Origin of the sequence: Streptomyces sp. NPDC006435 (genome assembly GCF_040612315.1) — a bacterium.
GTDB lineage: Bacteria > Actinomycetota > Actinomycetes > Streptomycetales > Streptomycetaceae > Streptomyces.
In genome coordinates, this window is the sequence record NZ_JBEXPY010000041.1 from 1 (window position 1) to 16,638 (window position 16,638).

18 protein-coding genes and 2 pseudogenes are annotated in these 16,638 nt (G+C 72.2%); 10 read left to right on the top strand and 10 right to left on the bottom strand.

Features of this window, described 5'->3' with window-relative positions; genetic code table 11:
• The 3 genes and pseudogenes from ABZZ04_RS30585 to ABZZ04_RS30595 form a co-directional block, all read right to left on the bottom strand.
• A pseudogene (locus ABZZ04_RS30585) lies at nucleotides 1-143 on the bottom strand (electron transfer flavoprotein subunit beta); the annotation flags it as partial.
• Nucleotides 144-344: 201 nt separating this feature from the next.
• Nucleotides 345-851 carry a flavin reductase family protein gene (locus tag ABZZ04_RS30590; RefSeq protein WP_356935470.1) on the bottom strand — a complete coding sequence of 169 codons (507 nt, stop codon included), beginning with the start codon at nucleotides 849-851 and terminating at the stop codon, nucleotides 345-347.
• Nucleotides 852-1,047: 196 nt separating this feature from the next.
• On the bottom strand, nucleotides 1,048-1,374 hold the full coding sequence (locus ABZZ04_RS30595; RefSeq protein WP_356935471.1) for a thioredoxin family protein: 327 nt from the start codon (nucleotides 1,372-1,374) through the stop codon (nucleotides 1,048-1,050).
• Between the two features lie 218 nt (nucleotides 1,375-1,592).
• Between ABZZ04_RS30595 and ABZZ04_RS30600 the strand changes: the two genes are divergently transcribed.
• Nucleotides 1,593-2,315: a lysophospholipid acyltransferase family protein gene (locus tag ABZZ04_RS30600; protein ID WP_356935472.1), complete on the top strand. Its 723-nt coding sequence runs from the start codon at nucleotides 1,593-1,595 to the stop codon at nucleotides 2,313-2,315.
• A gap of 155 nt (nucleotides 2,316-2,470) precedes the next feature.
• Here the strand turns inward: ABZZ04_RS30600 and ABZZ04_RS30605 are convergent, their stop codons facing one another.
• From ABZZ04_RS30605 to ABZZ04_RS30615, 3 genes are read right to left on the bottom strand one after another with little or no spacing between them, the layout of a single operon-like run.
• Nucleotides 2,471-3,550 carry a low specificity L-threonine aldolase gene (locus tag ABZZ04_RS30605; protein ID WP_356935473.1) on the bottom strand — a complete coding sequence of 360 codons (1,080 nt, stop codon included), beginning with the start codon at nucleotides 3,548-3,550 and terminating at the stop codon, nucleotides 2,471-2,473.
• Nucleotides 3,529-4,296, bottom strand: coding sequence for an SDR family NAD(P)-dependent oxidoreductase (locus tag ABZZ04_RS30610; protein WP_356935524.1), 768 nt, complete (start codon nucleotides 4,294-4,296; stop codon nucleotides 3,529-3,531). The genes ABZZ04_RS30605 and ABZZ04_RS30610 overlap by 22 nt, the downstream gene beginning before the upstream one ends.
• 26 nt (nucleotides 4,297-4,322) lie before the next feature.
• Nucleotides 4,323-5,720 carry a DUF6421 family protein gene (locus ABZZ04_RS30615; RefSeq protein ID WP_356935474.1) on the bottom strand — a complete coding sequence of 466 codons (1,398 nt, stop codon included), beginning with the start codon at nucleotides 5,718-5,720 and terminating at the stop codon, nucleotides 4,323-4,325.
• Nucleotides 5,721-6,004: 284 nt separating this feature from the next.
• Between ABZZ04_RS30615 and ABZZ04_RS30620 the strand changes: the two genes are divergently transcribed.
• Nucleotides 6,005-6,688, top strand: a complete 684-nt coding sequence (locus tag ABZZ04_RS30620; protein WP_356935475.1) for a glycerophosphodiester phosphodiesterase family protein — start codon at nucleotides 6,005-6,007, stop codon at nucleotides 6,686-6,688.
• A gap of 30 nt (nucleotides 6,689-6,718) precedes the next feature.
• On the opposite strand, the gene ABZZ04_RS30625 is transcribed toward ABZZ04_RS30620, so the two are convergent.
• Nucleotides 6,719-7,270: a GNAT family N-acetyltransferase gene (locus tag ABZZ04_RS30625; protein WP_356935476.1), complete on the bottom strand. Its 552-nt coding sequence runs from the start codon at nucleotides 7,268-7,270 to the stop codon at nucleotides 6,719-6,721.
• 125 nt (nucleotides 7,271-7,395) lie between these two features.
• On the opposite strand from ABZZ04_RS30625, the gene ABZZ04_RS30630 reads away from it, so the two are divergent.
• The gene (locus tag ABZZ04_RS30630) at nucleotides 7,396-7,782 is read left to right on the top strand and encodes a VOC family protein (RefSeq protein ID WP_356935477.1); all 387 of its coding nucleotides are present in this window, start codon (nucleotides 7,396-7,398) and stop codon (nucleotides 7,780-7,782) included.
• A 17-nt stretch (nucleotides 7,783-7,799) separates the two neighbouring features.
• On the opposite strand, the gene ABZZ04_RS30635 is transcribed toward ABZZ04_RS30630, so the two are convergent.
• Nucleotides 7,800-9,218, bottom strand: a complete 1,419-nt coding sequence (locus ABZZ04_RS30635) for a PLP-dependent aminotransferase family protein (RefSeq protein WP_356935478.1) — start codon at nucleotides 9,216-9,218, stop codon at nucleotides 7,800-7,802.
• 104 nt (nucleotides 9,219-9,322) lie between these two features.
• On the opposite strand from ABZZ04_RS30635, the gene ABZZ04_RS30640 reads away from it, so the two are divergent.
• The 7 genes from ABZZ04_RS30640 to ABZZ04_RS30670 all read left to right on the top strand — a co-directional run bounded on the left by ABZZ04_RS30640 (nucleotide 9,323) and on the right by ABZZ04_RS30670 (nucleotide 15,085).
• Complete coding sequence (locus tag ABZZ04_RS30640) at nucleotides 9,323-10,576, top strand: Tm-1-like ATP-binding domain-containing protein (protein ID WP_356935479.1); 1,254 nt, start codon at nucleotides 9,323-9,325, stop codon at nucleotides 10,574-10,576.
• A 99-nt stretch (nucleotides 10,577-10,675) separates the two neighbouring features.
• Complete coding sequence (locus tag ABZZ04_RS30645; protein WP_148837925.1) at nucleotides 10,676-11,500, top strand: phosphoenolpyruvate hydrolase family protein; 825 nt, start codon at nucleotides 10,676-10,678, stop codon at nucleotides 11,498-11,500.
• Nucleotides 11,501-11,638: 138 nt separating this feature from the next.
• Entirely contained in the window at nucleotides 11,639-12,232 is a 594-nt protein-coding gene (locus ABZZ04_RS30650; protein WP_356935480.1) for a DUF5134 domain-containing protein, read from the top strand.
• 85 nt (nucleotides 12,233-12,317) lie between these two features.
• On the top strand, nucleotides 12,318-13,253 hold the full coding sequence (locus ABZZ04_RS30655) for a M56 family metallopeptidase (protein WP_356935481.1): 936 nt from the start codon (nucleotides 12,318-12,320) through the stop codon (nucleotides 13,251-13,253).
• A gap of 33 nt (nucleotides 13,254-13,286) precedes the next feature.
• On the top strand, nucleotides 13,287-14,000 hold the full coding sequence (locus ABZZ04_RS30660; RefSeq protein ID WP_356935482.1) for a phosphatase PAP2 family protein: 714 nt from the start codon (nucleotides 13,287-13,289) through the stop codon (nucleotides 13,998-14,000).
• Nucleotides 14,001-14,134: 134 nt separating this feature from the next.
• Nucleotides 14,135-14,836: an HAD-IA family hydrolase gene (locus tag ABZZ04_RS30665; RefSeq protein WP_356935483.1), complete on the top strand. Its 702-nt coding sequence runs from the start codon at nucleotides 14,135-14,137 to the stop codon at nucleotides 14,834-14,836.
• 69 nt (nucleotides 14,837-14,905) lie between these two features.
• Nucleotides 14,906-15,085 carry a hypothetical protein gene (locus ABZZ04_RS30670; protein WP_148837920.1) on the top strand — a complete coding sequence of 60 codons (180 nt, stop codon included), beginning with the start codon at nucleotides 14,906-14,908 and terminating at the stop codon, nucleotides 15,083-15,085.
• Between the two features lie 159 nt (nucleotides 15,086-15,244).
• On the opposite strand, the pseudogene ABZZ04_RS30675 reads toward ABZZ04_RS30670, so the two are convergent.
• Nucleotides 15,245-15,854: pseudogene (locus ABZZ04_RS30675) on the bottom strand (hypothetical protein); the annotation flags it as partial.
• Nucleotides 15,855-16,207: 353 nt separating this feature from the next.
• Nucleotides 16,208-16,588, bottom strand: a complete 381-nt coding sequence (locus ABZZ04_RS30680; protein WP_356935484.1) for a helix-turn-helix domain-containing protein — start codon at nucleotides 16,586-16,588, stop codon at nucleotides 16,208-16,210.
• Nucleotides 16,589-16,638: the final 50 nt, after the last annotated feature.

The window sequence follows — 16,638 nt, forward strand, 5'->3', positions numbered from 1 at the left end:
AACGCCTGCTCCACCGCGTACTCGTCGAGCTCCGACAACAGACCGTCCACATCCTCACGGTCCACCGTCAGATCATCGGCAAAACGCCGCTCACCCGTGGCATCGGGCACGTACTTCACACAGACAACGATCCTCAAGCTCACGCCGGCTCTCCTACTGCATCGTCTTTTCCGGGCTGCCTTGTTGCACGCAGCATAGGCGCCTGATGGGGTGGCTTCCGGTCGGGGTGACCGGCACTCCGAACGAAATATTACTAGCCAGTACACCCAGCGGCCCGCTGATGGGCAAGCGCTCCGGGCTGTGATCTGGCCTACGCCCGGAGCCCTTGTGCCGCCTGGCCGTTCTCAGTCCCGCAGGGTGGTGAAACGGCCCTGGTGATAGAGCAGCGGACGCCCGCCTCCGGCCGGGTCCCCGACCACGGCCTCGGCGATCACGATGTGGTGGTCGCCCGCCGGGATCCGCGCCGCCACGCGGCAGACCAGCCACGCCGACACGCCGTCGAGCAGCGGCACGCCCTCGGGCCCGTTGCGCCAAAAGGTGGACGGGCCGAACCGGTCGGCACCGCTGCGGGCGAAGGTGGCGGCCAGCTCCTGCTGGTGCTCGCCGAGTATGTGGACGCCGACGTGCTCGGCCTCGGCCACGACGGGCCAGCTGGAGGACGAGGTGCCCACGCCGAAGGAGATCAGCGGGGGTTCGGCGGCGACGGAGGTGAGGGAAGTGGCGGTGAAGCCGACCGGCCGGTCACCCGTCGCGGTGATCACCGCGACTCCGGCGGCGTGCTGCCGGAAGACGGAGCGGAGGAGTTCGGCAGAGGCCGCGCGGGGCGCGCCGAGCCCGGGGGAAGCCGTCATGGAGATGTCCTTCTGCGAAGAGGGTGTACGGGGCCGTGGTTGCTCAGGCACCCGGACAGCGCGCGCTCGCGTTGCGGGCGAGGTCCACGTGGGCCCGGCCGTGGAGAAGGATTTCAGGCGGCACAGCGTCAGACTGACGATGCGTGGTGGGTGCAGTCAAGGGTGTTCCGCAATGTGGGAGATGCATCACGGTCAGTCACAACGCCTGCCCCAGGGCCGCGACCACGTCGACGGTGCGCGGCTGTCCCGCGGCCCGGCGGACGATCCTGCCGTCGGCGTCGAGGACCAGGACGGTCGGCGTCCGGCTGATCCCCAGCTCCCGCACGAGAGTGAGATGCGCCTCGGCGTCGATCTCCACGTGGGCCACGCCGTCCACCATGCGCGCCACCTCGGCAAGGGTGCGGCGGGTGGCCCGGCAGGGCTGGCAGAACGCGCTGGAGAACTGCACGAGCGTGGCCCGTTCCCCCAGTTCCGCGCCGATCCTGGCCGCGTCGAGCGTGCCACCGATTCCCTGCCCGTCCACCTTCTGCCTCCTGTCGGAACTCCTCGCAGGTGGTCAGCACCACCGCCCGGCGGGACATTCCCGCCGGTTCCACGTGACGAGAATCTCGCGCCCCGTGCCCTCTGAGACTGGCCACCGCGTCCCACATGGGGCACGATCGGCGCCATGCCGCAAACCTACGGCTGCGTAACTTCCGCCGGGAGAACCCTCCTCAGGCGCTGAAGAAGGGTCTTCCCCAGATGGCAGAACTCGTCTATCGGCCGGTCATCGGCGCCGCCCTCACGTTTTTCAAGGCGCTTGACCTGAAGATCGACACTCAGGGTTCCGAGCACATCCCGAAGACCGGTGGCGCGGTGCTGGTGAGCAATCACATCAGTTATCTGGACTTCATCTTCACCGGGCTCGCGGCGCTGCCGCAGAAGCGGCTCGTCCGCTTCATGGCGAAGGATTCGGTCTTCCGGCACAAGGTCTCCGGGCCGCTGATGCGTGGCATGAAGCACATCCCCGTCGACCGCAAGCAGGGCGAGCACGCCTACGCCCACGCGCTCACCTCGCTGCGTTCCGGCGAGATGGTCGGGGTGTTCCCCGAGGCCACGATCTCGGAGTCGTTCACGCTGAAGAGCTTCAAGTCGGGCGCCGCCCGGCTGGCCCAGGAGGCCGGCGTGCCGCTGATCCCGATGGCGCTGTGGGGGACGCAGCGGCTGTGGACCAAGGGCCGGCCGCGCAATTTCAAGCGCAACCACTTCCCGGTGACGATCCGGGTCGGCGAGCCCGTGGAGGCGCCTGCCGACCAGTACGCGGGCGCGATCACCCGGCGGCTGCGCGAACGGGTCCAGGAGCTCCTGGAGGCGGCCCAGCGCGCCCATCCGGTGCGTCCGAAGGACGCGACCGACACCTGGTGGGTGCCGGCGCACCTCGGCGGCACCGCGCCGTCCCCCGCCGAGCTGCGCGAGAAGAGCTGACGCGGCCGGTTCCGAAGCCGAAACGTCACTCCGGGGAGCAGCGGGCCGGTGCCCGCTGCTCCCCGGAGTCCGTTCGGACCGGTCCGTTCTCCGGGCATGCGGACGGCCGGGAAGTCGGTGACTTCCCGGCCGTCCGCATGCCGGTCCGGCGGTGGCTACCTCGCCAGTTCTTCCTTCAGCGCGAGGAGGAACGCGTCGACGTCCTCCTCCGTCGTGTCGAAGGAGCACATCCAGCGCACGTCGCCGGCCGCCTCGTCCCAGAAGTAGAAGCGGAAGCGCTTCTGCAGCCGCTCGCTCACCGCGTGCGGCAGCCGGGCGAAGACCGCGTTGGCCTGGACGGGGTGGAGGATCTCGACGCCGCCCACCGCGCGCACCCCCTCCGCGAGCCGCTGGGCCATGGCGTTGGCGTGCCGGGCGTTGCGCAGCCAGAGGTCCCCGGCGAGGAGTGCCTCCAGTTGCACGGAGACGAAGCGCATCTTCGACGCGAGCTGCATCGAGAGCTTGCGCAGGTGCTTCATCGCGCGGACGGCGTCCGGGTTCAGGACGACCACGGCCTCGCCGAAGAGCGCCCCGTTCTTCGTACCGCCGAAGGACAGGACGTCGACGCCGACGGTGTTGGTGAACGTGCGCATCGGCACGTCCAGGGACGCCGCGGCGTTGGCTATCCGGGCCCCGTCCAGGTGGACCTTCATGCCGTGTCCGTGGGCGTGGTCGCAGATGGCGCGGATCTCGTCGGGGGTGTAGACCGTGCCCAGCTCGGTGTTCTGGGCGATCGACACGACCTGCGGCATGGCCCGGTGCTCGTCGTCCCAGCCGTACGCCTGCCGGTCGATGAGCTCGGGCGTGAGCTTGCCGTCCGGGGTGGGCACGGTGAGCAGCTTGAGACCGCCCACCCGTTCCGGCGCGCCGCCCTCGTCCACGTTGATGTGGGCGGACTCGGCACAGATCACCGCGCCCCAGCGGTCGGTCATCGCCTGGAGGGCGACGACGTTGGCGCCTGTCCCGTTGAAGACCGGGAAGGCTTCGGCGGTGGGGCCGAAGTGGCTGTGCATGACGCGCTGGAGGTGGTCGGTGTAGACGTCCTCGCCGTAGGCGATCTGGTGACCGCCGTTGGCGAGGGCGATGGCCGCGAGGATCTCCGGGTGCGTGCCCGCGTAGTTGTCGCTGGCGAAGCCGCGTACCTGCGGGTCGTGGTGACGTCGCGCGTCGGTCCTTACGGTTGTGGGGTCAGCCACAGGCGCTTTCCGTTCACTTCCGGGGCGGGCCGGTCCCAGACGCCGGCGATGGCATCGGCCAGGTCCCCGACGTCGGTGAAGCCCGCGAATTTCGCATTCGGGCGCTCGGCGCGCATGGCGTCGTGCACCAGTGCCTTGATGATCAGGATCGCAGCCGCCGTCCTGGGCCCCTCCTCGCCCCCCGCCTTGCGGAACTCGTCCGCGAGGGCGAGGGTCCATGCCTCGGCGGCGGCCTTCGACGCGGCGTAGGCGGCGTTCCCGGCGGTGGGCTTGCTCGCCCCGGCCGCGCTGATCAGCACGTAGCGGCCCCGGTCGCTGCGCTGCAGACCCTCCTGGAAAGCCAGCGAGGTGTGCTGGACCGTGCGGATCAGCAGCTTCTCGAGCAGGTTCCAGTCGGCGAGGTCGGTCTCGGCGAAGGTCTTGCTGCCGCGCCAGCCGCCGACGAGGTGGACCAGTCCGTCGATCCGGCCGAATTCCTTCTCGGTCCTGTCCGCCCATTCCCGGGTAGCCCCGAGGTCGAGCAGGTCGACGGTGTCGCCGGTGACGGTGGCGCCGCCGTGGGCGTAGCGCGCCGCGTCGACCGCCTCGGCCAGGCGGGTGGCGTCCGCGTCGGAGGCGACGACGGTCGCACCGGCCTCGGCGAGCCGCAGCAGGGCGGCCCGGCCGGCCGGGCCCGCGGCCCCGGCGACCGCGATCACAGCACCTTCGAGAGCACCGCTCCCGTTGCCCTTGCCGTTTGCGTTCATGGCCACCGCCTCCTCGGATCCGGCGCTCACGCGGCTGCCTTCTCGGCGTCCGCGGCGGTGATCCCCTTGGTGGAGGCGATCACGTTCTTCAGCTTCTTGGCGAGCGCCTCATAGAACATGCTCAGGGGAAACTCGTCCGGAAGCACATCGTCGACGAGCTTACGCGGCGGCTGCGACAGGTCCAGCGCCTCGGGGCCCTTGGCCCAGCGGGAGCCGGGGTGCGGGGCGAGGTAGGTGGAGACCAGGTCGTACGCGGCGAACCAGTGGACGAGCTTGGGGCGGTCGATGCCGTCGCGGTAGAGCTTCTCGATCTCGCCGCAGAGCTGGTTGGTGACCTGCGGGGCGCGGTCCCAGTCGATCCTCAGCTTGTTGTCGGTCCAGCGGATCACGTCGTGCTTGTGGAGGTACGCGAAGAGCAGCTGGCCGCCGAGGCCGTCGTAGTTGCGGACGCGCTCACCGGTGACGGGGAAGCGGAACATCCGGTCGAACAGCACGGCGTACTGCACGTCACGGCCCTGGGCGAAGCCGTCGGCCTCCAGCTTCACTGCCTCCTTGAAGGCGGTGAGGTCGCAGCGCAGCTCCTCGAGGCCGTACATCCAGAACGGCTGGCGCTGCTTGATCATGAAGGGGTCGAACGGCAGGTCGCCGTGGCTGTGCGTCCGGTCGTGGACCATGTCCCAGAGCACGAAGGCCTGCTCGCAGCGCTGCTGGTCGCCGACCATCTCCTGGATGTCCTCGGGCAGCTCGACGCCGAGCAGCTCGACCGACGCCTCGGTGACCCGGCGGAAGCGGGCGGCCTCGCGGTCGCAGAAGATGCCGCCCCAGCTGAAGCGCTCGGGGGCCTCGCGCACGGCGATGGTCTCCGGGAAGAGCACGGCGGAGTTGGTGTCGTAACCCGAGGTGAAGTCCTCGAAGGTGATGCCGCAGAACAGCGGGTTGTCGTAGCGGGTCGCCTCGAGCTCGGCCAGCCACTCGGGCCAGACCATCCGCAGCACGACCGCTTCGAGGTTGCGGTCCGGGTTGCCGTTCTGCGTGTACATCGCGAAGACGACCAGGTGCTGGAGCCCGTCGGCGCGGTCCGCGGCCGGCTGGAAGGCGAGCAGCGAGTCGAGGAAGTCAGGCACGCCGAAACCGTCCGCGGCCCAGCGGCGCAGGTCCGCGACGAGGGCGCGGTGGTAGGCGGCGTCGTGCGGCAGCAGCGGGGACAGCTCCTCGACCGCGGAGATCACCCGGTCCAGGGTCGCCCGGGCGGCGTCCGGGGTGGGCGCGCCCTCGGCCTCGAAGTCGATGGAACCGTCCTTCGACTGCCAGGGGCGGATCTCCTCCACGGCATTCTTGAGCGTCGGCCAGGCGGAGTGCTCGATCACCCGCTGCTCCGTAGCTATGTCACCCGTGGTGACGTCCTGCACAAGAATTTCCGTCATAACACTTCCTCCACGGGAGAACCTCGCGTCAAGCAACCGTATACATGTGCGGTTGCTAAGGACAAGTGGACCCTCAGTAAATTATCCTGCCCCACCCCCATGGTCACCGCGATTCTTCCTGTATGAAACCGCGTCAGCGGTGGCTTCCGTCGGTCATGTCCCTCATCCGGCCCTGGCCGGACCGGGCCGCCCGCACCGGGTTCCCGCCCGCCGCACCGTGATGCTTCGGCGCCTTGTGGGTAGGAGTCGCACGCGCAGGAGGCCGTCGACGGAAGCGGGTTGCCTTGTCTTTTCTCACCATCGGTCACCGCGGGGTGATGGGCGTCGAGCCGGAGAACACGCTCCGCTCGTTCGTCCGCGCGGAGCGGGCCGGGATGGACGCCATCGAGCTGGACCTTCATCTGAGCAAGGACGGCGCGCTGGCCGTCATGCACGACGCCGAGGTCGACCGCACGACCGACGGCACCGGGCCGATCGCCCTGAAGACCCTGTCCGAGCTGCGCGCGCTCGATGCCGGGCTGGGTGAGCGCGTACCGGTCTTCGAGGAGGTGCTCGACGCCGTGCGGGCGCCCCTGCAGGCGGAGATCAAGGACGCGGACGCGGCCCGGGTCCTGGCCGGGGTGATGCTGCGGCGCGGGCTCGTCGACCGGGTCGAGGTGTCGTCGTTCCACGACGGGGCGGTCGCCGAGATCGCCCGGCTGGTGCCGGGCGTGCGGACCGTGCTCATCGCGAGCCGCTGGGACGGCGACGTGGTGGAGCGGGCGAAGGCGGTGGGGGCGGCGACCCTGGCCCTGAACATCCGCCGCCTCACCCTGGAGGTGGTCGAGCGGGCGCACGCCGAGGGGCTGAAGGTTATCGGCTGGGTGGTGAACACCCAGGACCACCTGCGGCTGGCCCGTGCCCTGCGGCTGGACGGCGCGACCACCGACCACCCGGAGATCCGCCGCGCCGGCCGCTTCACCGCATGAGCATGAGCATGGGGACGAGGACGGGTCCGGTCAGACCAGGTCCTTGACCAGCAGCTCGAACTCGAGGTCGTCGCGCTGCGGAATACCGAAGCGCTCGTCGCCGTACGGGAAGGGGGTGAGCCTTCCCGTACGGCGGTATCCGCGCCGCTCGTACCAGGCGATCAGCTCGTCGCGCATCGAGATCACGGTCATGTGCATCTCGGTCGCTCCCCAGTCCTCCCGGACCACGCGCTCCGCCTCGGCGATGATCACCTTGCCGAGCCCCTCCCCCTGCAGCTCGGGGCGGACCGCGAACATCCCGAAGTAGGCGGCCTCGCCCCGGTGTTCGAGCTGGCAGCAGGCGACGACGACGCCGTCGCGCTCCACCACGAGCAGGCGGCTGCCGGGTGCCTCGACGACCTGGCGGACCCCGTCCGGGTCCGTCCGCTGCCCCTGGAGGATGTCCGCCTCGGTGGTCCATCCGACCCGGCTGGAGTCCCCGCGGTACGCCGATTCGATCAGCGCCACGAGGGCGGGCACATCCGCGTCGCCCGCGTCGCGGAAGGTCAGTTGTCCCGGGTTTTGGGCAGGAGCTGTGTCCATGGCGATGGCTCTCCGAATTCTCTGCTGTGGCCGTGCCGGAGCAGGGTAACCCCCGTGCCGCGACCCGACCGGTGGTGTCCGCCGCGGGACGGGCGGGGCCGAGCGGGCAGCTCTAGGGTCGGGGCATGGTCCATGTGCTGAGCAGTCGGATTCTGCTGCGTCCGGTCGATCCCGAACGGTCCCGGGGCTTCTACGGGGAGGCCCTCGGGCTGCCCGTCCACCGGGAGTTCGGTACGGGCCCCGAGCGGGGCACGGTCTACTTCCTCGGCGGAGGTTTCCTGGAGGTCTCCGGGCGGGCCGCCGAGCCCCCGGTGCCCGGCCTCGAACTGTGGCTGCAGGTCGCGGACGTGCGGGCGGCCCACGAGGAGCTGTCGGCCCGGGGCGTCGAGGTGCTGCGGCCGCCGGAGCGCGAGCCCTGGGGGCTGGTGGAGATGTGGATCCGTGACCCGGACGGGCACCGGATCGTCGTGGTCGAGGTACCGGCGGACCATCCGTTGCGCTACCGGCCCTGAGCCCTCGCGGCGGGCCCTCAGTGCGTGGTGCGGCTGCGTTCCGCGCAGTCGGCCAGCAGCGGCAGGGCCCGTTCCAGGCCGCCGTCGTGGTCGGCGAACGGGAGGCGCAGGTGGTGCCGGAAGCCGTCCACGGCGGAGAACGCGGGGCCGGGGACGATGAGCACCCCCGCGCGGCGGGCCAGCTGGGCGGTGGCCTCGGCGTCCGCCCAGGGGATCTCCACCCAGAGGGCGGAGCCTCCCACGGGCCGTTCCCACCGCCAGCCGGTCCCCCGGTCGCGCAGCAGCCGTTCGGTCTCCGCCAGGCGTTCGCGCAGCCGGGAGCGGCGCAGGGCGCGGGCCTCGGGCAGTTGCCGGAGCAGTTTCACGGCCACCACCTGGTCCACCACCGGGCAGGCCAGGTCGACGGACCGCTTGATGTCCGCCAGGCGGCGGATGACGGTGGTGGAGGCGCGGATCCAGCCCAGTCGCAGGCCGCCCCAGAAGAGCTTGGACAGCGTGCCGACGGTGGCCGTCGCGGCGGGCGGCAGCAGCCCGGCGAGGGAGACCGGTGCGGCGTCGTGGTGCAGGGACAGTTCCGCGTAGGCGTTGTCCTCCACGGTGTACAGGCCCTGTTCGGCCAGTACGGCGGCCCAGGCGCGGCGGGTGTGCTCGGTCATGCCGCGCCCGGTGGGGTTGTGGACGGCCGGTTGCAGGTAGACCAGGCGCGGGCGGACGTGGCGGGCCAGTCGGACCAGGGCGGCGGCGTTGTCGCCGGGGGCGGTGTCCGCGGGCAGCGGGACCAGCCGGGCGCCGCGGGCCCGTAGCGCCTCGAGGGCGCCCCGGTAGGTCGGGTCCTCCACGACCACCGTGTCACCCGGTTCGACCAGCCCCTGGGTGATCAGCCAGACGGCCTGCTGGGACCCGGCGGTCACCAGGATCTGCTCCGGGGAGGTCGGCAGACCCGCGGCCCGGTGGTAGGCGGCGATCCCCTCGCGCAGCTCGGGCAGCCCGTACGGCAGGTATCCGTCTCCGGTCAGCGCCGCGGAGAGGTCCCGGGCCGACAGGTCGCCGACCGCCTCCGCGACGGCGGGCAGCCCGTCCAGCGCGCCGCTGGACAGGTCGATGCCGCCGTCCCTGGTCCCGAAGCTGGCCAGCCGCCCCTCGGTCACGGGTTCGCCCATCGCCCCGGAGCCCCGCAGCCGGGAGCCGCTGCCCTGCCGGCTCTCCAGCCAGCCCTCGGCCTCCAGCATCCCGAACGCGGCGGTCACGGTGCTGCGGCTGATCCCCAGGGCCGAGGCGAGGGCGCGCTGCGAGGGGAGCAGGGTGCCCGGCGCCACGTCCCCGCGCTGGGCCAGCTCGCGCAGCGCCTGTGCCAGCAGCCGGGGCAGCGGGCCGGGGCCGCCCCTGGACCATCCGGTCAGCAGACGCGACAGGCGGGTGGGAGGAATCCGGTCCATGACCCCATCATGGCCCGCCCCAGGCCAATTGCCGTCAAGTGGTCTTTGCCGCCCTCCGGTGCCCGTCCCATGATCGGGGGAACGCCGTTGCAAAGGAGCAGAACATGGCGACCGTGGTGCTCGTCGGGACGCTGGACACCAAGGGGGCGGAGTACGCGTGGCTCTCGGAACGGCTGCGCGCGTCGGGGTGCGACGTGGTGCTGGTCGACGCCGGGGTGCTGCCCCCGCCCGCGGGCACCCCCTCGGGCGATGTCGACGCCGCGGCCGTCGCCAGCCGCGCCGGGTACGACCTGGAGGCGCTGCGCGCCGCCGGGGACCGGGGCGCCGCGGTGACCGCCATGGCCCGGGGCGTCGAACTGGTCGTCGGCGACCTGCACCGCGAGGGGCGGCTGCACGCGGTGCTGGCGGTGGCCGGCAGCGGCGGATCGTTCATCGCCGCCCGGGCGATGCGGTCCCTGCCCGTCGGCGTCCCGAAGGTGCTGGTGTCCACCATGGCCGGCGGGGACGTGTCGCCGTACGTGGGCAGCAGCGACATCACCATGATGTACAGCGTCGTCGACGTGGCGGGCATCAACTCCGTGTCGTCGCGGATCCTGGGCAACGCGGTGGCCGCGACGGCGGGCATGGCCGTCCACCACGAGCGGAGCCTGACCGAGCCGCAGGTCCACGGGCGCCCGCTGATCGGCGCCACCATGTTCGGCGTCACCACTCCCGCCGTCGACGCCGCGCGGCAGCGTCTGGACGAGCTCGGCTACGAGGTCCTGGTCTTCCACGCCACCGGTGCGGGCGGCCGGGCGATGGAGAAGCTCGCCGCGGGCGGCTTCCTGGCCGGCGTGCTGGACCTGACCACCACCGAACTCGCGGACGACCTGGTCGGCGGCGTGCTGAGCGCGGGCCCCGACCGGCTCACCGCGGCGGGCCTGGCCGGTCTTCCGCAGGTCGTCGCGCCCGGCGCGCTGGACATGGTCAACTTCGGCGCCCGGGAGACCGTCCCCGAACGCTTCGCCGAACGGCACCTCCTCGTGCACAACCCCACCGTCACGCTGATGCGCACCACCGCCGAGGAGATGGCGGAGCTCGGCGGGTCCATGGGGCGGAAGCTGGCCGCGGCGCAGGGCCCGACGGCGGTCCTGTGGCCGCTGGGCGGGGTCTCCGCCGTGGACGCCCCGGGCGGTCCCTTCCACGACCCGCAGGCCGACGCGGCCGGGCTGGCGGGCCTGCGCATCGCCCTGCGGGGCAGCGCCGTCGAACTGCGCGAGCTCGACGCCCATGTGAACGACCCGGCGTTCGCCGTCGCCGCCGCCGACCACCTGCACCGCCTGATCGGCGCCCACGGGCGCCCGGCCGCGTCCGCCTGAGCGGGGCGGACACCCGATACCGAGCGGACGGCCGGCGGCCCGGCCGTCCGCACCGGGCGGCACGCCCCGCCCGCACCACGACCGAACAGGAGCCCCACCGTGAACCGAAACCAAGCCCTGGCCCGTCTGACCAGGCAGATCCACTCCGGCAAGGCCGTCATCGGCGCGGGTGCGGGCACCGGTCTGTCCGCCAAGTGCGCGGAGGCCGGCGGCGTCGACCTGCTGATCATCTACAACTCCGGCCGCTACCGGATGGCCGGCCGGGGCTCGCTGGCGGGCCTGCTGCCCTACGGCGACGCCAACGCCATCGTGCTCGACATGGCGGGCGAGGTCCTCCCCGTGGTGCGGGACGTCCCCGTGCTCGCCGGGGTGTGCGGCACCGACCCGTTCCGGATCATGGGCAACTTCCTCGACCAGTTGAAGGCCGTCGGCTTCACCGGTGTGCAGAACTTCCCCACGGTCGGCCTGTACGACGGGAAGTTCCGCGAGAACCTGGAGGAGACCGGCATGGGCTTCGGGCTGGAGGTCGACATGATCCGCCAGGCCCACGAACGCGATCTGCTCACCGCGCCGTACGTCTTCGACGCCGAGCAGGCCACCGAGATGGCGCGGGCCGGCGCGGACGTCCTCGTGCCGCACGTCGGGCTGACCACCAAGGGGTCCATAGGCGCCTCGACCGCGCTCACCCTCGACGAGGCGGCCGCCGCCGTGCAGGAGATGCACGACGCCGCCAAGCTCGTCAATCCCCACATCGTCGTGCTCTGCCACGGCGGCCCGATCGCCGAGCCCGAGGACGCCCGCTACATCCTGGAGCACACCTCCGGCATCGCCGGGTTCTTCGGCGCCTCGTCCATGGAACGGCTGCCGACCGAGCGCGCCATCACCGAGCAGGCGCGCGCCTTCAAGTCGCTCACGGTCGGCTGAGCGAGGCACGGGAGCACACGGCGCGGCGGTGAACACCACCTCCGCGCGCTCCCGTGCACCCCAGTGCGCCGCGTACGGCGTTCCCGGGCCGGGCATCGACCAGGGGGACCACGTCGTGCGTCCAGGGGGAGGTGCGCTGTGCACGGACCGGCGATGTCGGGGTGGCTGCTGATGGCGTTGTGCGCGCTGACGGGCGCGTACTGCCTGCTGCGCACCCGCAGCGAGACCGGCGAGGGGCTCAGGACGGCGCGCGCGGAGGCGCTGATGGGCTTCGGCATGGCCGCCATGGCGGTGCCCGCGGCCGTCGTGCCGCCACCCTCGTGGGGGTGGGCGGTGTACGCGGTGCTGTTCGGCGCGGCGTCGTTGCGCGCGTTGTGGTTCTCCCGGCACAGCGGGCACCACCTGCACCACCTGGTGGGTTCGGCGGCGATGGTCTACATGGCGTTGACGATGGCGCCCGGCGGGGCCGCGCACGGCGGGCACGGAGGACACCCGGGCCACGGCGCGGCGGCCACGGCCGGTGGAATCCCTTTGCTGACCGGGCTGTTGCTGGCCTACTACGCGGTGTACGTGGTGCGGTCGGGGGCCCGGCTGATACCCGTGGCCGCCGCGGCGGGCGGGGGCGACGGCGGCGGTCCGGCGAAGGGCGGCTGGGGGGCGCGGCCCGAGCTGGCGCTCGCCTGCCGGCTGGCGATGGGGATGGGAATGTTCGCGATGCTGCTCGCTCTTTGAGACGCGGGACGCGGCAAACCGTGGCGTGCGTCACTTGCCGTGCACAGCCATACCCGTGGGTACCGCGCCCTCATAGGCTGACGCCATGTTGGTCTCCCTGGTGCTGCTGTCGCTCGGTGCACTGGCTGCCGTCCTGACCCCGCGGCTGATGGCGCGGGCCCGGTGGCCGGAGCGCGAGCCCGTGGTGGCGCTGTGGGTGTGGCAGTGCGTGGTGGCCGGGGTGCTTCTCTCCTTCGCGCTCTCCATGACGTTCAGCGCGGCGGCGGCCTGGCAGGCCGTGCGCGGCCACGTCTTCGCGCCGGCGCCGCGGGCCGTGGTGGACGCGTACGCCCTGGGCGGGCACGGGCAGTGGTCCGCCGTCATGGCCGTGCTGCTGGCGCTCGGCGGGGTGTGGTCCGCGATGATGCTGGCCCGGGAGATCCACCGGGCCCGGGTGCGTCGCAGGCGGCGTCGTGCCGAACTGCGGCTGCGGGCCCCGTTGCTGCCCGGCGAGGAGCCCGGCAGCGGCCGTCTCGTCGTGCTGGAGGGGAAGCGTCCGGACGCCTGGTGGCTGCCGGGTGCCGCGCCGCAACTGGTCGTCACCACCGCGGCACTCAGCCGTCTGAAGGGCCGTCAGCTCGATGCGGTGCTGGCGCACGAGCAGGGGCACGCGAAGGCGCGGCACGACTGGCTGCTGCACTGCTCCGACGCGCTCGCGACCGGGTTCCCGCAGGTGCCGGTGTTCGCGGCCTTCCGGGACGAGATGCACCGGCTGGTCGAACTGGCCGCGGACGACGTGGCGTCGCGGCGTTTCGGACGGCTGACGGTCGCGCTCGCCCTGGTGGAACTCAACGAGGACCGGGGCGTGTTCGGCCCCGGCCCGGCGCCGGACGCCGATCTGCCGCTGCGGGTGAACCGTCTGCTGGCCCCGGTGGAGCGGCTCACGGCCGGCCGTCGGCTCCGGCTGACCGCGGCGGCCACGCTGGTGCCGGCGGTTCCGCTGCTGGTGGCCTTCCTGCCGGGACTCAGCGCCCTGGGATAGCCCCGGACGCCGTTCTTCCGCGAAGATCGCCCCATGTCGACGGCAACCCCGACGCCCGCCCGGTCCGCCGGGACGCGTCCTCGTGTCACACCCTTCTCGGTCGGTGCGGTCTGCGCGGTCCTCGGCCTGGCGCTGCTGGCCCTCGTCGCCGCCCGGTGGTCACCGCTGATGGCGGCGGACCGGGCGGTCGCGACCTCGCTGCACCGCAGAGCGGTGACCGAACCCGGGCTCGTCCACGTGAACCGGATCCTCAGCGACTGGGTGTGGGATCCGTGGACGATGCGCGTCCTGATCGCGGTGGCCGTGGTGGCGCTGTGGTGGCGCGGGGCACGGCTGCTCGCGGGCTGGGTGGCGGTGACGAGCCTGCTGTCCACGCTGCTCCAGCAGGGGCTGAAGGCCGCGGTCGGCCGGGAGCGGCCCCAGTGGCCCGATCCGGTGGACAGCGCCCACTACGCGGCGTTCCCGTCCGGTCACGCGATGACCGCGACGGTGAGTTGCGGCCTGTTGCTCTGGCTGCTGCACCGGCACGGCACGGGGCCCGGGCCGTGGTGGACGGCGCTGGTGGCGGCCTCCGTCTCGGTGATCGGGGTGGGGATCACCCGGCTCTACCTCGGTGTGCACTGGATGAGCGACGTGCTGGGCGGGTGGCTGCTGGGGGTGGCCCTGGTGGGGTTCTCGATCGCCGGGTTCGTACACCATGAGCGCCGCGACCACTCCGCCCGGGAAGCCCCACCGCATCACCCCTGAAGCCGTGCGGCACCGCGCCTGAAGCCGCGCCATGCCCTTGAAGCCGTATCGCGTCGCCCCTTGGGCACGGGCCCGGGGGCGGGCACCCTGGGCCGTCTTGTCGCGCCGCTCCCCGACCGGGGAGGATCGTCCCCATGCAGATCAAGGGTGTGCTCTTCGACTTCTCCGGGACCCTCTTCCGCATCGAGTCGGTCCGGTCCTGGTTGCGCGCGGTCCTCGTGGAGCGGGGGGTGGCGGTGGACGAGGCCGACTTCGAGCGGTACGCGCGGGAGCTGGAGGCCGCCGGAGCGCTGCCGGGCGGTCCGTCCCCCCGGCACGTCCCCGCCGGGCTCGCCGCCGTGTGGGCCGCCCGCGACGAAAGCGCGGAACTGCACCGGGAGGCGTACACGGCCCTGGCCCGGCAGGTGGACCTGCCGGATCCGGGGCTGTACGACGCGCTGTACGAGCGGCACAGGTCGCCCGACGCCTGGCGCCCCTACCCGGATGCCGCGGAGGTGCTCGGCGCGCTGGGTGCCGCCGGGGTCCGGATCGGCGTGGTCAGCAACATCGGCTGGGACCTGCGGCCGGTCTTCCGGGCCCACGGGCTGGACGCCCCGGTCGACGCGTACGTCCTGTCGTACGAGCACGGCATCCAGAAGCCGGATCCACGACTCTTCCACACCGCCTGCACACTTCTCGGACTGGATCCGGCGGATGTGGTGATGGTCGGCGACGACCGGCACGCGGACGGCGGGGCGGCGGCGCTGGGCTGTGACGTACGCTTCGTGCAGCATCTGCCGGTGGTGGAGCGGCCCGACGGACTGCGGACGCTCGAACTGGTACCGGGCGTTGCCTGACAAGCATGTGAGAGATGTCCCTGACGCCCAATGGGTCGGATTATCACATCGTGGCCTTAGCCTGTATGTATGTCCCGTTCTCCGTGCTCCTCCGATTCCACGCGTACCGCCGCCGTGGTGAACGAAGAAATTCGCGACCTGTGGCAGCGCTCGGGCGGCTGCCTGTCCCCGGAGGACGAGGAGCAGTACCAGCGGTTGCTGGTGGAGTGGGCCGCGGCGACGCACGGAAGCACCCGGTCCGCCGCCTGACCCCGCCCTTCCGGCGGCGACGGCGTACGGCCGCGCCCGACTCCTCCCGGCAGCCCCGCACCGTCCCGCGGTGACCGTCGGCGTGCCGCCGGGCGGAAGCACCCCGCGGCACGCCCCGGTCACGCGGTGGAACCGGATGATTCCCCTCCGGACCGGCCGGCCGGCCGTGGTGACGGCGTCGGTGGTGAGGGGGCCGTGCTCGAATCGAAGCAGCCGATCTCCATCGGCTGCTTCGACGAGTCGGTGAAGTCCCACATCGGGACTCCACCCCGGTACCATGCCTGGACCATCGGGTCGCGGCCCTCGACCGGGACGATCGAACCGTCGTGGGCGACGCAGACCCCGGTGTCGACGTGCGGGGGCCGGCAGTCCGGGAACGTCTCGCTCGGCGAGTACGAGGAGGCGTACACGTACACGTTCCTGCGTTCGGGCACCGGGGTACGGGTGTGCGAGCCGGGGCAGAGGGCCTGCGAGACCGTCCTCGGGGACTTCCGGTCGCCGATGCCGAAGATCCGGAAGCCTTCGTGGTCACCGGCGCAGGCGGACTTCCCCTGGAAGGCCAGGTCCGTGTTCAGCCCCTTGAGGGCGCCCTTGGGACGTTGGCGAAGTGGGTGGTGCTGCCGCTGTGGACCATCCCGTCCACGCCGGGCACCCCGCCGCTCCTGACGGCGGCCGCGGGCCCGGCCGTCAGCAAAGTGGCCGGCGGACAGGCGGCGGCCGCCAACACGCCCAGGCGTCTGCGCCGCGCCGGGATCGTACGCAACGAAATCGCTTGCGTCCTCCCCTGCGTCCGGACGCAGTTGAACGGTTCACGGTCCCCGGCAGTGTGGTCCTTCCCGCGGTGATCCCGACAGACGGCGACGGAGACGTGCCGAAAGTTCCCGGCCGCCGTCACGAGGAAGCGTGTCAGCACGGCCACAACCGACCCATGGGGCAATGGAGGTCCACTTTCCGATCCGCCGTCAGGCCATGTGTGTACACAGGTCCGCACCCGTCGCGGTCGCCCTGTCCGCAGCCCTGTCCTGAGCGCGTGCGACGCGGACGGCGGCGAGGACCGTGCCGCCGGGGCGGGGCGGGCGGGGGGCCTTCGGCGGTGGCGCCGGGCGTTTGCCGGGGAATCGGCTAACGGTCCTCGCCGATGCGCCGCGCCTGGAGGTTCGCCGCGTCGAGGATGCTGTCGAGGAGCCCGGGGAACAGCGCCTCCAGGTCGTCGCGGCGCAACCCGTTCATCTTGGCCGTTCCCCGGTAGATCTGCTGGACGATCCCGCTCTCGCGCAGCACCCGGAAGTGGTGCGTGGAGGTGGACTTGGACACCGGGAGGTCGAAACAGGAGCAGCTGAGTTCCCGGTCGGCGGCGGCCAGTTCGCGGACCACCCGCAGCCGCATCGGGTCGGAGAGCGCGTGCAGCACGCCCTCGACGCGGATCTCGTCCCGCGCGGGATGGTCGAGCACGCGTCCGCCGGCCTCGGCGGCGCTTGCGGCAGGGGCGCTGAGAGGGGTCACGACGGCTCCGTTCCTGGCCTGTCCCGGCCTTCCGGCGGCCGGTCTCCCGT